We start from the raw sequence: 14,683 nt of genomic DNA, 5'->3' as shown, positions 1-14,683 counted from the left end.
CCTGACAGTGGGCTGACGATGGGGGGTGCTGCGCGCTCGGGAGTTCTAGCATGAGTCCTGCGGGGGCGCTGAGTCATCTGCAGTTCGATTGGCAGAGCCCTGTCTGGCGCCACTTCCTCGTGGAGCTCGGCCGCATCGCAACGGTGATCCGGTACGACGAGCGCGGACACGGGCTGTCAGACCGCGGTGTGACCGACCACAGAGCGCGAGTGGCTGCACTGGACGCAGACCTGGCGGCACTCGCCGACCGTTCCCTGCAGGACGGCCAGATGAACTGGGAGTACCTCATGGTGACGGCTTCCCGGAGGTGACGCGTGCACGCCCTAGGCGAGATCGACCCACTCGGCGCCGAGGGGGACGAGCGAGCCCCGGCCGGCGGTGACCGCCGCCACCTCAGCAGCCAGACGCCCGCGCGCGTCAGGCGAGTCGGGGATGGCCAGGCTCAACATGGCTGTGGCTCCGGCGTAGTCGGTTCCGGCCACGAGCACGCCGCGGACGCGCAGCTCGTTCTCCCACTGACCTGCGGTGGCGTGCGGCGCTTCGAGACCGAAGATCGCCCTCGCCTCGCGCGTCGCGAGTCGTGCGAGCTGCAGGGTTGCCGAGACGGACTCCGAGTAGGCGCGCACGAGCCCGCCTGCGCCGAGCAGAACGCCGCCGAAGTACCGCGTGACCACAGCGACGACGTCGCTGAGGTCGGCCGAGGACGGGATGCCCCGCTCGCGCTCGTGCAGCACGAGCGCCTCGAGCATGGGCGTCCCAGCCGTCCCGCCAGGTTCGCCATCATCGTTCGAGCGCTGGACATCTCGCCCGGCACCCACCACGAACGCACTGCAGTGATGGCGCGCGAGTCGGTGTGCGGCCCGCCGATCGGCGATGACCGCCCTTGCCTCCGCTTCGCTCTCCACTCGCTGGAGGCGGCAGATGAACCGGGAGCGGCGGATCTCGATCTCGTTGTCGAGCGGACCCAGATCGGCGAGTACCCCGTAGCTCGGCGCCGAGTCGGCACGCCCGCTCGACGGGCTGCCCCCTGACTGTGCGGCGCGCATCCCGGCAGTCTACGGCGGTCGCCGCGCATCCTCGGCAGTCCTCTGACCAAACGTTCAGACCTGGCTGACAAGGTTGGTCTTCCCCCGCACTGAACGGGACTCATCGACCGGGATCCGCGACTCGCGCTCCCAAGAGAGGACTGAGATGACCACAACAGCCTCAAGCCAGCACACCGAGAACGGCGAGTACACCGTCCCCGGGCTCTCGCTCGACAAGGGCCACGAGATCGGCGAGCTCCTCCAGCTTCGCCTTCACGCCCTCAACGACCTGCACCTCACGCTGAAGCACGCCCACTGGAACGTCATCGGGCGCGACTTCATCAGCGTCCACGAGATGCTCGACCCCCAGATCGAACTCGTCCGCGGTTATGCCGACGAGGTCGCGGAGCGCATGGCGACCCTCGGCGTGCCGCCGAACGGCCTGCCGGGCGCGCTCGTCCAGGCCCGCACCTGGGGTGACTACGAGGTGTTCCGCGCAGGCACCCGCCAGCACCTCGAGGCGCTGGACCACGTCTACGTGGGCGTCATCACCGACCACCGCGAGGCCATCAAGCGCCTCGACGACCTCGACCTCGTGACCCAGGACCTGGTCATCGGCCAGGTGTCCGAGCTGGAGAAGTTCCAGTGGTTCATCCGCGCACACCTCGAGAACACGCAGGGCGTGCTCTCGAGCGAGGACTAGTCCGCGCCGACTGCACATCGGGGCCTCCGTGATCGCGCAGAGCGCATCACGGAGGCCCCGAAATGTCGCAGCCGCCACGTACACTTGTTCTATGCAAGCAACACGCAGCGTCCGTCCCTTCGAAGTCGTCAGCGAGTACACGCCGAGTGGCGACCAGCCGAAGGCCATCGACGAGCTTGCGAGTCGCATCAATGCCGGCGAACCGGATGTCGTCCTGCTCGGGGCGACCGGAACCGGAAAATCCGCCACGACCGCGTGGCTCATCGAGAAGCTGCAGCGCCCGGCCCTCGTGCTAGCGCACAACAAGACCCTGGCGGCGCAGCTCGCGACGGAGTTCCGCGAGCTCATGCCGAACAACGCCGTCGAGTACTTCGTCTCCTACTACGACTACTACCAGCCGGAGGCGTACGTCCCGCAGACCGACACCTTCATCGAGAAGGACAGCTCGGTGAACGAGGAGGTCGAGCGGCTCCGGCACTCCACGACGAACTCGCTCCTGAGTCGGCGCGACGTCATCGTCGTCTCCACGGTCTCCTGCATCTACGGCCTCGGGAAGCCGGAGGAGTACTTCAACTCGATGCTCGCGCTCCACGTCGGAGACCGCATCCCGCGCCAGGAGCTGCTCCGGCGCTTCGTCACCATGCAGTACCAGCGCAACGACGTGGCCTTCCAACGCGGCACCTTCCGAGTTCGGGGCGACACGATCGAGATCATCCCCGTCTACGAGGAGCTCGCGATCCGGATCGAGATGTTCGGCGACGAGATCGAGGCGCTGACGGCCCTCAACCCGCTGACCGGTGACGTCGTCCGCTCCATGGACTCCGTGAGCGTCTTCCCTGGCTCGCACTACGTGGCAGGTGCGGATGCGATGCAGCGGGCCATGGGCCAGATCCGCGACGAACTCGACGATCGCCTCGGCGTCTTCGAGCGCGAGCAGAAGCTGCTCGAAGCCCAGCGGCTCCGCATGCGAACCTCCTTCGATCTGGAGATGATGGAGCAGATCGGCTTCTGCTCCGGCATCGAGAACTACTCGAGGCACATGGATGGTCGTGCGCCCGGCGAGGCCCCGCACTGCCTCATCGACTACTTCCCGGACGACTTCATCACCGTCATCGACGAGTCGCACGTGACCGTGCCGCAGATCGGCGCGATGTACGAGGGTGACGCCTCGCGGAAGCGCACGCTCGTCGACCATGGATTCCGCCTGCCGAGCGCCCTCGACAACCGACCGCTTCGGTGGGACGAGTTCAGCGACCGCGTCGGTCAGACCGTGTACCTGTCGGCGACGCCGGGCAAGTACGAGCTCGCGCAAGCTGACGGGTTCGTCGAGCAGATCATCCGCCCGACGGGCCTCGTCGATCCGCAGATCATCGTGAAGCCGTCAAAGGGCCAGATCGACGACCTGCTCGAGGAGATCCGAGTCCGCGCAGATCGCGACGAGCGAGTCCTCGTCACGACCCTCACCAAGAAGATGGCAGAGGAGCTCACTGACTTCCTCGGCGAGAACGGCGTCCGGGTCCGCTACCTGCACGCCGACGTCGACACGCTGCGCCGGGTGGAGCTCCTCTCGGAGCTTCGTGCCGGACTCTACGATGTGCTCGTCGGCATCAACCTCCTCCGCGAGGGCCTCGACCTGCCGGAGGTGTCGCTCGTCGCGATCCTGGACGCCGACAAGGAGGGGTTCCTGCGCTCCAGCACGTCCCTCATCCAGACCATCGGACGCGCCGCCCGAAACGTGACGGGCGAGGTGCACATGTACGCCGACCGCATCACCGACAGCATGGCGCAAGCCATCGAGGAGACCGACCGGCGCCGCGACCGCCAGCTCGCCTACAACAAGGAGCACGGCATCGACCCGACCCCGCTGCGCAAGAAGATCGCAGACATCACGGAGTCGCTCATGCGTGAGGGGCAGGACACCGAGAACCTCCTCGCATCTCGCGGCAAGGGCGACAACAAGCGGCAGACGACACCTAAGCTCAAGCGAGAGGGTCTCGCCGCATCCGGCGCACGCGAGCTCGAGAACATGATCTCTGACCTCAACGCGCAGATGCTCGACGCGGCCAGCGAGCTCAAGTTCGAGCTCGCCGCCCGCCTTCGCGATGAGCTCTCGGCGCTGAAGCAAGACCTCCGGACCATGGAACGAGCCGGGCACGTCACCAAGGGGTGACCGCGGCCGCGCGCCTCTGACGGGCGCACAGCATCCACACGAATAGAGAACCTGAAAGAGCTATGGCCGTCCTCCCTCCCTCCTCGCAGCTGCGCGTCCAAGGCGCCCGCGTCCACAACCTCAAGAACGTCGACCTCGAGATCCCACGCGACAGTCTCGTCGTGTTCACGGGCCTCTCCGGGTCGGGGAAGTCGTCGCTCGCCTTCGACACCATCTTCGCGGAGGGCCAGCGACGATACGTCGAGTCGCTCTCCGCCTACGCGCGGCAGTTCCTCGGCCAGGTCGACCGACCCGACGTCGACTTCATCGAGGGCCTGAGCCCCGCGGTCTCCATCGACCAGAAGTCGACCAACCGGAACCCGCGGTCGACGGTCGGCACGATCACGGAGATCTACGACTACCTCCGCCTGCTGTGGGCGCGAATCGGCGTGCCGCACTGCCCGGTCTGCGGCGAGGTCATCCAGCGGCAGACCGTGCAGCAGATCGCCGACCACCTCATGGAGCTCGAGGAGGGCACCAGGTACCAGGTGCTCGCGCCCGTCGTGCAGCAGAAGAAGGGCGAGTTCGTCGACCTCTTCCAGTCGCTCTCCGGTCAGGGCTACGCGAGGGCGATGGTGGACGGCGAGCGAGTGCAGCTCACCGACCCGCCCAAGCTCAAGAAGTCGTTCAAGCACGACATCTCGGTCATCGTCGACCGCCTCGTCGCCGCCGACGACGTGCTCGGCCGCCTGACCGACTCGCTGGAGACGGCGCTCCGACTCGCGGACGGCCTCGTGCAGATCAACTTCGTGGATGCGGAGGGTGACGATGCGTGGACCACGTTCTCCGAGCAGCTCTCCTGCCCGAACAACCACCCCATCGCGCTCACCGAGATCGAGCCGAGGACCTTCTCCTTCAACGCTCCGTTCGGCGCCTGCCAGACCTGCGACGGCCTCGGCACGCGCATGTCCGTCGACCGCGAGCTGCTCATCGGCGACCCACTCGACTCGATCGCGGATGGCGTCATCCTGCCGTGGAGCTCCCAGGGCAAGAGCCTGTACCAGTACTACGAACGCCTCCTCCTCGGGCTCTCGGAGCAGATCCAGTTCAAGCTCACGACTCCATGGAAGAAACTCCCAGAGGAGGTCCGCGAGGCCATCCTCGAGGGGCGCGAGTACGAGGTCAAGGTCAAGTACCGCAACCGCTTCGGCCGGCAGATGACGTACAGCTCGGGTTTCGAGGGCGTCATGCCCTACATCGAGCGCCAGTACGCCGAGGCGGAGACCGACGCGACCCGTGCCCGCTGGGCTCAGTATCTGCGCGAGATCCCGTGCTCGGCGTGCAACGGGGCGCGCCTGCGCCCCGAGGTGCTCGCGGTCAAGGTCCACGGCCGCTCCATCGCCGACGCGACGACACTGAGCCTCGCCGACTGCCTGGACTTCATGAACACGGTCGAGCTCACCGACCGGGAGGCGAAGATCGCCGCGCAGGTCCTCAGGGAGATCCGCGCCCGCCTCGACTTCCTCATCGAGGTCGGACTCAGCTACCTCGACCTCGCTCGTGCCGCGGGAACGCTCTCCGGCGGTGAGGCCCAGCGCATCCGCCTCGCGACACAGATCGGGTCCGGCCTGACCGGCGTGCTGTACGTCCTCGATGAGCCGTCCATCGGTCTCCACCAGCGCGACAACCGGCGACTCATCGAGACCCTCGTCAAGCTGCGCGACCTCGGAAACACCCTCATCGTCGTCGAGCACGACGAGGACACCATCCGCACCTCCGACTGGATCGTGGACATCGGGCCGGGAGCGGGGGAGCACGGGGGCGAAGTCGTCCACAGCGGCTCCGTCGCCGACCTCGAGAAGAACACCAGGTCGATCACGGGCGACTACCTCTCGGGTCGCATGGGCATCGAGACGCCCAAGAAGCGTCGGAAGTACGACAAGAAGCGAGAGCTCACCGTCGTCGGCGCCAGGGCAAACAACCTGAAGAACGTGCAGGTGAGCTTCCCTCTCGGCATCCTCACCGCGGTCACGGGTGTCAGCGGGTCCGGGAAGTCGTCGCTTGTGAACGACATCCTCTACCGGGTGCTCGCGAGCAAGCTCAACGGAGCACGCGCCGTCGCCGGCAAGCACACGCGCATCACCGGCGTCGACCAGCTCGACAAGGTCATCCACGTCGACCAGAACCCCATCGGCCGGACTCCCCGCTCGAACCCGGCCACGTACACGGGCGTCTTCGACCGCATCCGCACGCTCTTCGCGGAGACGAGCGAAGCGAAGGCGCGCGGCTACCTGCCTGGGCGCTTCAGCTTCAACGTCAAGGGCGGCCGCTGCGAGGCGTGCTCGGGAGACGGCACGCTGAAGATCGAGATGAACTTCCTCCCGGATGTCTACGTCCTGTGCGAGGTGTGCGGAGGATCGCGGTACAACCGCGAGACCCTCAGCGTGCACTACAAGGGCAAGAACATCGCTGAGGTCCTGCAGATGCCGATCGCCGAGGCTGCGGACTTCTTCGAGCCCATCACGGCCATCCACCGGTACCTCTCGACGCTCGTCGAGGTCGGTCTGGGCTATGTGCGCCTCGGGCAGTCGGCGACGACGCTCTCCGGCGGCGAGGCGCAGCGCGTCAAGCTCGCCACGGAGCTCCAGCGCCGCTCCAACGGACGGAGCGTCTACGTGCTCGACGAGCCCACCACCGGTCTCCACTTCGAGGACGTCCGCAAGCTCCTGAAGGTGCTGGGCGGACTCGTCGACAAGGGCAACACCGTCATCGTGATCGAGCACAACCTCGACGTCATCAAGTCCGCGGACTGGCTCATCGACATGGGGCCGGAGGGTGGCTCAGGTGGCGGCACCGTCGTCGGCGTCGGCACCCCCGAGAAGGTCGCCGGCATCGCGGAGAGCCACACGGGCCAGTACCTCAAGGAGATCTTCGACCGGGAGGCAGCTGGCCGCTGATGGCGAACGTCCTGCCATATCGTCCCGCGACGGGCGACATCCCCACAGCCCCCGGGGTCTACAGGTTCCTCGGGGACAACGACCGCGTGCTCTACGTCGGGAAGGCCAAGAACCTCCGCGCGCGCCTGAGCAACTACTTCGCGCCACTCGAGCGGCTGCACGAACGCACGCGGCACATGGTGACGACGGCAACTCGTGTCGAGTGGACCGTCGTGCGCACCGAGACCGAGGCCCTGCAGCTCGAGTACACCTGGATCCAGGAGTTCTCGCCGCCCTTCAACGTCAAGTTCAAGGACGACAAGAGCTACCCGTTCATGGCGGTCACGCTCGGCGACGAGGCGCCGCGCGTCCTCGTCACCCGCAACCCGAAGATCCGCGGTGCCAGGTACTTCGGTCCGTACCCCAAGGTATGGGCGGTCAACGAGACCATCGACCTCATGGTCAAGGCGTTCCCGATCCGAACCTGCAACGACTCGAACTACAAGCGCGCCATGCAGAGCGGACGCCCGTGCTTCCCGGGCCAGATCGGCCGGTGCGGAGGGCCCTGCAGCGGACGCGTGACCATCGCGGAGCACCGCGTGATCGTGAACGAGTTCGTGCGGTTCATGGAGAGCTACGACCGCAGCCTGCTGACGACGCTGCAGGAGGAGATGAAGCTCGCAGCCAGCGAGATGCGCTTCGAGGACGCAGCCAGGCTGCGTGACCGCATCGGAGCGCTCGAGAACGTCCTGGAGAAGAGCGCGGTCGTCCTGCCGGACAACGTCGACCTCGACCTCTTCGGCATCGCGGAGGACGAGCTGAGCGCATCCGTGCAGCAGTTCACGGTTCGCGGCGGCCGCATCCGCGGCGTTCGCAACTGGGTGCTCGACAAGGAACTCGACACCGACCTGGGAACGATCATCGACCAGACGATGCAGCGCGTCTACGGGAAGGACGGACTCTTCCCACCAGGTGAGATCATCGTGCCGGCCTTGCCCGACGACTCCGAAGCCCTGTCGGAATGGCTTGAGGCGACCAGACAGGCCAAGGTGAACCTGCGAACGGCGCAGCGGGGCCCGAAATCCGAACTCCTCAAGACCGCGACGATCAACGCCATGGGGTCGCTCGCGCAGTACAAGCTCAAACGCAGCAGCGACTACGTCGCGCGATCGGATGCGCTCACCGAGCTGCAGAACGCGCTGGGCTTGGCCGAGGCGCCGCTTCGCATCGAGTGCTACGACATCTCGCACCTGCAAGGCACCGGCATCGTCGGCTCCATGGTGGTCTTCGAGGACGGCCTGGCGCGGAAGTCGCACTACCGGCGATTCAACATCGCGTCGTCGACGGACGACACGGACTCCATTCGCCAGGTGCTCGCGCGGCGCCTCGCCTACCTGCGCGACGACGCGACACCGGCCGATATCGTCGAGGACGCAGCCCTCTCCGCGGATCGCGTGAAAGCGTCGACGCAGGAATCCACACGGGCCAAGTTCGCCTACCGACCGCAACTGCTGCTCATCGACGGCGGAGTGCCGCAGGTCAACGCGGCGCAACGCGCGCTCGAGGAATCCGGGGTGCGTGGCATCGCCGTCGTCGGCATCGCCAAGCGGCTCGAGGAGCTCTGGCTCCCGGACGACGACTTCCCGGTCATCCTCCCTCGAGGGTCCGAAGCGCTCTTCCTCGTGCAGCGTCTTCGAGACGAGGCGCACCGCTTCGCGATCCGCCATCAGCGTACGAAGCGCAAAGCCGACATCGGCACGGTCCTCGCGGACGTCCCGGGCCTCGGGCCGACGCGCGTCGCCGCCCTCCTCAAGAAGTTCGGCTCGGTCAAGAGACTCCGGGCGGCCACCGTCGAGGAGCTCACGAGCGTGCAGGGAGTCGGAGAGGCCACGGCGACCGCGATAACCGAGCGATTCGCGCGAGAGCAATCGGCGGAAGCGTGAGAGACGCACGCTCCGGCTATGTAGGCTGGTGTTTTAGTCCACGGGAGGTGACCTGCGCATGAGTTCGGCGGAGATCGACGGCGAAGGACGCCAGCACATCATGATCGTCACCGGCATGTCCGGTGCGGGGCGGTCCACCGCGTGCAAGGCGTTCGAGGACCTCGACTGGTTCGTGGTCGACAATCTGCCCCCGCAGATGATCAGGCCCCTCATCGAGGTCGCCGGAAAGGCGCGAGACTCGCTCCCGAAGCTCGCCGTCTCGGTCGACGTGCGTGGCGGCCACCTCCTCGAGGAGTTCACCGCGCTCGTGGGCGGGCTCAGGGAGACGCACGAGGTCGACGTTCTCTTCCTCGATGCGACCGACGGAACGCTCGTGCGACGGTTCGAGGCTGTCCGGCGCCCGCATCCCTTGCAGGGCAACGGCACGATCCTCGATGGCATCGCCCGCGAACGCAGCCGCCTCCAGGAGATCCGCGAGGCGAGCGACATCGTCATCGACACCTCGGAGCTCAACGGCCATCAGCTGGTGACCCGCATCGTCAAGCGCTTCGGCGAAGCCGACCAGAACAAGGTCGCCGTGACGGTGCAGAGCTTCGGCTTCAAGTACGGCATCCCCACGGATGCCGATCTGGTCGTCGACATGCGCTTCCTGCCGAACCCTTTCTGGGAGCCGGAACTCCGCGCCTTCAACGGCCGCGACAAGCGCGTCTCCGACTACGTCTTCGACCAAGAAGGTGCAGACGAGTTCCTGACCCACTACATTGAGATGCTTGACCCCGTGCTGCGGGGTTACGAACGTGAGAACAAGCGGCACGTGACGCTGGCCGTCGGATGCACCGGCGGCAAGCACCGCTCGGTCGCCATGACCGAGCGCATCGCGAGCCTGCTGCGCGAACGCGATGACACGATCATCAGCGTGCGGCACCGCGACCTCGGTCGCGAGTGACTCCCGTTCCATCTCGCATTCGCGACGACGCTTCGTCGCGCCCACTCACTCTGATCCATGGAGGTACCCCGGTGACGCTCACCGCCGATGTCAAGCACGAGCTTCTGCGCACGCGCGCAGCCACAACCCAAGCTCGTGCTGCCGAGGTCGCGTCGCTCCTGAGGTTCGCGGGTGGCCTGCAGCTCATCTCGGGGCGCATCGCTGTCGAGGCGCAGCTCGATTCCGAGATGCTCGCCCGACGACTCGGCCGAGAGCTCCTCGAGCTGTACGGCGTGCGAGCCAAGATCTCCATCGTCGCCGGCTCAGGTGCCAGGCCGGGGGAGAGCTACCTGCTTCGAGTCCTCGAGAACGGCGAGACGCTCGCCAGGCAGACGGGACTCATGGACGCGCGACGACGCACCGTTCGCGGGCTCCCGAACCGACTCACCACCGGCAGCCAGGACGACCTGACCGCTGTCTGGCGCGGCGCGTTCCTCGCGGCCGGGTCCCTGACCGATCCGGGCCGGTCTGCGTCGCTCGACATCATCACCCCGAACTCCGAGACGGCGATGGCCCTCGTCGGCGCGGCCGGACGACTCGGCGTCTCGTCCAAGGCCCGCGAGGTCCGTGGCGTGCACCGCGTCGTCATCCGCGACGGTGATGCGATCAGCGCGATGCTGACCGTCATCGGAGCCCACGCGACCGTCGAGAGCTGGGAGAGCCTCCGGCAGCGCCGCGAGACGCGGGCGACCGCGAACCGGCTCGTGAACTTCGACGACGCGAACCTGCGGCGCTCCGCTCAGGCTGCGGTGACCGCCTGCACACGCGTCGAGCGGGCGCTCGAGATCCTCGGCGAGGGAGCACCAGACCACCTCAAGTACGCGGGGCAGCTGCGTCTGGCGCACCGCGAGGCCTCCTTGGACGAGCTGGGGCGCTACGCGGATCCGCCCATGACGAAGGACGCCGTCGCCGGCCGCATCCGTCGCCTCCTCGCGCTTGCGGACAAGCAGGCATCGGACCGCGGCATCCCAGGCACGGAGTCCAACCTCCCCGTGCTCGACGAGCTCTGATCACCGCGCCGAACAGCTCTGCCCGTTTGGTCACCTCCGCGCCCGCCCATGGGACTAGGCTGACGATGTTGAACGGGCCTGCCCAGCAGACCGTTCCCACGATTTCGGTGCGATGGTGCACCCGGCCGCTTGTGGCCACACAGTCCTGTCAAATCGGAGAAACAACAGGAAAAAGGAGCATCACGTGACGAAAATCGCCATCAACGGTTTCGGACGCATCGGACGCAGCTACGCACGCGCACTGCTGCAGGATGACAACAACCTCGAGCTCGTTGCAATCAACGACCTCACCGACAACAAGACCCTTGCACACCTCCTCAAGTACGACTCCACGGGTGGCAAGCTGAAGAACGACATCTCGTTCGACGACGACGCCATCTACGTCGACGGCAAGAAGATCACGGCCACGGCCGAGCGCGACCCCGCCAACCTGCCCTGGGCAGAGCTCGGCGTCGAGATCGTCATCGAGAGCACGGGGCACTTCACCGACCCCGACAAGGCTCGCGCGCACATCGCTGCAGGCGCCAAGAAGGTCATCCTCTCGGCTCCCGCTTCCGGACCTGCCCCGACGTTCGTCTTCGGCGTGAACCACACCGAGTACGACCCCGAGAATGACGACGTCATCTCGAACGCGTCGTGCACGACGAACTGCCTCGCGCCGCTCGTGAAGGTCTTCAACGACAAGTTCGGCATCGAGTCGGGTCTCATGACCACGGTCCACGCCTACACGTCCGACCAGAACCTGCAGGACGGCCCCCACAAGGACCTCCGTCGTGCACGTGCGGCCGCGCTCAGCATCATCCCCACGTCGACGGGTGCGGCGAAGGCCATCGGCCTCGTCATCCCCGAGCTCGCGGGCAAGCTCGACGGCTTCGCACTCCGCGTGCCCACCGAGACCGGCTCGATCACCGACCTCACCGTCGTCTCCAAGACGCCCGTGACCGTCGAGGAAGTCAACGCCGCGTACAAGGAAGCCGCCGAGGGCGAGTTCAAGGGCCTCCTCATGTACAACGAGGAAGACATCGTCTCGCGCGACATCGTGGGAGAGAACCACTCCTCGATCTTCGACGCGCCTCTGACCAAGGTCATCGGCAACCAGGTGAAGCTGTCGTCCTGGTACGACAACGAGTGGGGCTACACCGTTCGCCTCGTCGACCTCACCGAGTACGTCGCGAGCAAGCTCTAACCACTTCGGCAACAGAGGAAGGATCGCCAACATGGCGCTTCGCACAATCGAGAGCCTTGGCTCCCTCACGGGAAAGAAGGTCATCGTCCGCTGCGACCTGAACGTGCCGCTGAAGGAGGGCGTGATCACCGACGATGGTCGGATTCGCGCCTCCCTCGGCACGCTCCGCCTCCTCCTCGACCAGGGTGCGCAGGTCATCGTGATCTCGCACCTTGGTCGGCCCAAGGGGGCACCTGAACCGCAGTACTCGCTCGCTCCAGCCGCCTCCCGGCTGGGTGAGCTCCTCGAGATCGATGCTCCTCTTGCCGCCGACACGGTCGGCGAGGACGCGCAGCGCCTCGTCGGCGGTCTCGAAGACGGCCAGCTGGTCGTCCTCGAGAACCTCCGCTTCAACCCGGGTGAGACGAGCAAGGACGACGCCGAGCGCCGAGCCTTCGCCGAGCAGCTCGCGAGTTTCGCGGACGCGTTCGTCTCGGACGGCTTCGGAGTCGTGCACCGCAAGCAGGCCTCGGTGTACGACCTGCCCCAGCTCGTGCCGAGCGCCGCGGGACTCCTCGTGGCCAATGAGCTCGAAGTGCTCGAGCGTCTGACCTCGGCCGTCGAGCGGCCGTACTCGGTGGTACTCGGTGGTTCGAAGGTGTCGGACAAGCTCGGTGTCATCGAGCATCTCCTCCCGAGGGTCGACTCGATCCTCATCGGCGGGGGAATGCTGTTCACGTTCCTTGCGGCCCAGGGCCACAAGGTGGGCTCCTCCCTCTTGGAGTCGGACCAGCTGGACACCGTTCGCGGGTACCTGGCGGACGCCGAGCAGCGTGGAGTCTCCATCGTGCTGCCGAGCGATGTCGTCGTCGCAGCATCGTTCTCGGCGGACGCCGAGCACGAGGTCGTCCCCGCAGATGGCATCGAGGACAGCGGGTTCGGAGCCTCTGGAATCGGACTCGACATCGGACCGGAGACGGCCAAGGCGTTCGCCTCGGTTATCCGAGATTCGAAGACCGTGTTCTGGAACGGGCCCATGGGCGTGTTCGAGTTCCCCGCGTTCGCCGAGGGAACCCGTTCCGTCGCAGACGCCCTGACCGACGTCGACGGCCTCTCGGTTGTCGGCGGCGGCGACTCCGCAGCAGCCGTGCGCACGCTCGGCTTCGCAGATGACAGATTTGGCCACATCTCTACTGGTGGCGGTGCCAGCCTCGAGTTCCTCGAGGGCAAGCAGCTGCCCGGATTGCAGGTTCTCGGATGGTAACGACTCGTACCCCGCTCATGGCGGGCAACTGGAAGATGAACCTGGACCACCTCCAGGCCATCGCGTTCACGCAGAAGCTCGCGTGGGCACTCAAGGACGCGAAGCACGACTTCGACGATGTCGAGGTCGCGATCTTCCCTCCCTACACCGATCTGCGGAGCGTGCAGACGCTCGTGGACGCCGACAAGCTCTCGCTGAGCTACGGCGCCCAGGACGTCTCCGCCCACGACTCGGGCGCGTACACGGGTGAGATCTCGGGCGCCTTCCTGAGCGCTCTCGCCTGCAGGTACGTCATCCTCGGACACTCCGAGCGACGCACGCTGCACGCGGAGACCGATGAGGTTGTGGGCAGCAAGGTGAAGGCCGCGCTGAAGCACGGCCTCGTCCCGGTCATCTGCGTCGGCGAGACGTCGGAAGACCTCGAGAAGTTCGGTGCAAGCGCCGTCCCCGTCGCTCAGCTGAAGGCTGCGCTCGAGGGCGTCGATGGTACCCCGGACCTCGTGGTCGCCTACGAGCCGGTCTGGGCCATCGGATCCGGACAGGCCGCGACCCCCGAGCAGGCGCAGACCGTCGCCAAGGCGCTCCGCGATGCGCTCGAGGAGCTTCTCGGCGAGTCGGTGGCAGCGGCCACGCGCATCCTCTACGGCGGTTCCGTGAAGTCGGACAACATCGCAGGCTTCATGCGCGAGCCCGACGTCGACGGCGCGCTCATCGGCGGCGCGAGCCTCAAGGTCGACGAGTTCAGCGCCATCGCGCGGTTCCGTCAGCACGTCGGTTCCTAGTCGCAAACGGCAACCATCTATACTCGGACGTGGCCTGTTCACTCAGGCCACGTCCGAGTCCGTTCATCTGAGAGGGATTCCGTGGATATTCTCCTCGTCATCCTGCAGGTCGTGTTGGCCATCACCAGCGTCCTGCTGATCCTGTTCATCCTGTTGCACCGCGGACGAGGCGGCGGACTCTCCGACATGTTCGGCGGGGGCATGGGGTCGAACCTCGGCGCCTCCGGTGTCGCCGAGAAGAACCTGAACCGCATCACGGTGACGCTCGCCGTCATCTGGCTGCTCGCCATCGTCGCCATGGGCATCATCACCCGCATCCAGACGGTCGTGGTGAGCTAGGTGGCACAGGGGGGCTCAGCGATCCGAGGATCGCGTGTGGGTGCCGGACCGATGGGGGAGATGGACCACGGAGTGCACGCTGCGCGCGTGTCGATCTCCTACTGGGATGCGCTCGGCAATGAGACCGTGAGGCACTACTCTGCGGAGATCGCAGAGGACGACATCCCCGAGCTCATCGACTGCCCGATCTCCGGCTTGCCCGCCGGCCGCGACCGGGACAACCCACCGGCGGCCACGAAGGTCGCGCCCTACAAGACGCACCTCGCGTACGTCAAAGAACGACGAACGAACGAGGAGGCAGAACGACTCCTCGACGAGGCGCTCTCGAAGCTGCGGGAGCGCCGCGGGAAGACGACCACCAAGGGCTGACTCGCCCCGCCGC

13 protein-coding genes are annotated in these 14,683 nt (G+C 66.5%); 12 read left to right on the top strand and 1 reads right to left on the bottom strand.

The window, feature by feature from the left end:
• The first annotated feature begins 50 nt into the window (after positions 1 to 50).
• On the top strand, positions 51 to 311 hold the full coding sequence (locus C5B97_RS18215; RefSeq protein WP_258068118.1) for a hypothetical protein: 261 nt from the start codon (positions 51 to 53) through the stop codon (positions 309 to 311).
• Between the two features lie 12 nt (positions 312 to 323).
• Here the strand turns inward: C5B97_RS18215 and C5B97_RS10000 are convergent, their stop codons facing one another.
• A complete protein-coding gene (locus C5B97_RS10000) occupies positions 324 to 1,046 on the bottom strand; it encodes a YigZ family protein (protein ID WP_104311921.1) in 723 nt (240 codons plus the stop codon).
• 145 nt (positions 1,047 to 1,191) lie between these two features.
• Here C5B97_RS10000 and C5B97_RS09995 point away from each other — a divergent pair, with 145 nt between their 5' ends.
• From C5B97_RS09995 to C5B97_RS09945, 11 genes are all read left to right on the top strand, one after another.
• Positions 1,192 to 1,728, top strand: coding sequence for a Dps family protein (locus C5B97_RS09995; RefSeq protein ID WP_104311920.1), 537 nt, complete (start codon positions 1,192 to 1,194; stop codon positions 1,726 to 1,728).
• A 91-nt stretch (positions 1,729 to 1,819) separates the two neighbouring features.
• On the top strand, positions 1,820 to 3,898 hold the full coding sequence (uvrB, locus tag C5B97_RS09990; protein ID WP_104311919.1) for an excinuclease ABC subunit UvrB: 2,079 nt from the start codon (positions 1,820 to 1,822) through the stop codon (positions 3,896 to 3,898).
• 62 nt (positions 3,899 to 3,960) lie between these two features.
• Complete coding sequence (gene uvrA, locus C5B97_RS09985; RefSeq protein WP_104311918.1) at positions 3,961 to 6,834, top strand: excinuclease ABC subunit UvrA; 2,874 nt, start codon at positions 3,961 to 3,963, stop codon at positions 6,832 to 6,834.
• Positions 6,834 to 8,756 (top strand): excinuclease ABC subunit UvrC, encoded by a 1,923-nt coding sequence (uvrC, locus tag C5B97_RS09980; protein ID WP_104311917.1) that lies wholly within the window; start codon positions 6,834 to 6,836, stop codon positions 8,754 to 8,756. The genes uvrA and uvrC overlap by 1 nt, the downstream gene beginning before the upstream one ends.
• A gap of 58 nt (positions 8,757 to 8,814) precedes the next feature.
• On the top strand, positions 8,815 to 9,702 hold the full coding sequence (gene rapZ / locus C5B97_RS09975; RefSeq protein WP_068481863.1) for an RNase adapter RapZ: 888 nt from the start codon (positions 8,815 to 8,817) through the stop codon (positions 9,700 to 9,702).
• Positions 9,703 to 9,773: 71 nt separating this feature from the next.
• Positions 9,774 to 10,751, top strand: coding sequence for a DNA-binding protein WhiA (gene whiA / locus C5B97_RS09970; protein ID WP_068481866.1), 978 nt, complete (start codon positions 9,774 to 9,776; stop codon positions 10,749 to 10,751).
• Positions 10,752 to 10,935: 184 nt separating this feature from the next.
• Positions 10,936 to 11,937, top strand: coding sequence for a type I glyceraldehyde-3-phosphate dehydrogenase (gene gap / locus C5B97_RS09965; protein ID WP_258068117.1), 1,002 nt, complete (start codon positions 10,936 to 10,938; stop codon positions 11,935 to 11,937).
• Positions 11,938 to 11,968: 31 nt separating this feature from the next.
• Positions 11,969 to 13,180, top strand: coding sequence for a phosphoglycerate kinase (gene pgk / locus C5B97_RS09960; protein WP_104311915.1), 1,212 nt, complete (start codon positions 11,969 to 11,971; stop codon positions 13,178 to 13,180).
• Positions 13,174 to 13,962 carry a triose-phosphate isomerase gene (tpiA, locus tag C5B97_RS09955; protein ID WP_104311914.1) on the top strand — a complete coding sequence of 263 codons (789 nt, stop codon included), beginning with the start codon at positions 13,174 to 13,176 and terminating at the stop codon, positions 13,960 to 13,962. Before pgk ends, tpiA begins: the two co-directional genes overlap by 7 nt.
• 81 nt (positions 13,963 to 14,043) lie before the next feature.
• Positions 14,044 to 14,301, top strand: a complete 258-nt coding sequence (secG, locus tag C5B97_RS09950; protein ID WP_104241218.1) for a preprotein translocase subunit SecG — start codon at positions 14,044 to 14,046, stop codon at positions 14,299 to 14,301.
• Positions 14,302 to 14,670 (top strand): RNA polymerase-binding protein RbpA, encoded by a 369-nt coding sequence (locus C5B97_RS09945; protein WP_104311913.1) that lies wholly within the window; start codon positions 14,302 to 14,304, stop codon positions 14,668 to 14,670. It abuts the gene before it with no gap.
• Positions 14,671 to 14,683: the final 13 nt, after the last annotated feature.

It is taken from the genome of Pseudoclavibacter sp. RFBB5 (assembly GCF_002931555.1).
Taxonomy (GTDB): Bacteria; Actinomycetota; Actinomycetes; order Actinomycetales; family Microbacteriaceae; genus Pseudoclavibacter.
Note: the sequence above shows the minus strand (reverse complement) of the source record. Positions and strands in the feature narration are given on the sequence as shown.

Excerpts from the sequence above, each read along its gene's own strand:
- C5B97_RS18215 (WP_258068118.1), top strand. The coding sequence starts at position 51 with ATGAGTCCTGCGGGGGCGCTGAGTCATCTGCAGTTCGATTGGCAGAGC.
- C5B97_RS10000 (WP_104311921.1), bottom strand. The coding sequence starts at position 1,046 with ATGCGCGCCGCACAGTCAGGGGGCAGCCCGTCGAGCGGGCGTGCCGAC.
- C5B97_RS09995 (WP_104311920.1), top strand. The coding sequence starts at position 1,192 with ATGACCACAACAGCCTCAAGCCAGCACACCGAGAACGGCGAGTACACC.
- uvrB (WP_104311919.1), top strand. The coding sequence starts at position 1,820 with ATGCAAGCAACACGCAGCGTCCGTCCCTTCGAAGTCGTCAGCGAGTAC.
- uvrA (WP_104311918.1), top strand. The coding sequence starts at position 3,961 with ATGGCCGTCCTCCCTCCCTCCTCGCAGCTGCGCGTCCAAGGCGCCCGC.
- uvrC (WP_104311917.1), top strand. The coding sequence starts at position 6,834 with ATGGCGAACGTCCTGCCATATCGTCCCGCGACGGGCGACATCCCCACA.
- rapZ (WP_068481863.1), top strand. The coding sequence starts at position 8,815 with ATGAGTTCGGCGGAGATCGACGGCGAAGGACGCCAGCACATCATGATC.
- pgk (WP_104311915.1), top strand. The coding sequence starts at position 11,969 with ATGGCGCTTCGCACAATCGAGAGCCTTGGCTCCCTCACGGGAAAGAAG.
- tpiA (WP_104311914.1), top strand. The coding sequence starts at position 13,174 with ATGGTAACGACTCGTACCCCGCTCATGGCGGGCAACTGGAAGATGAAC.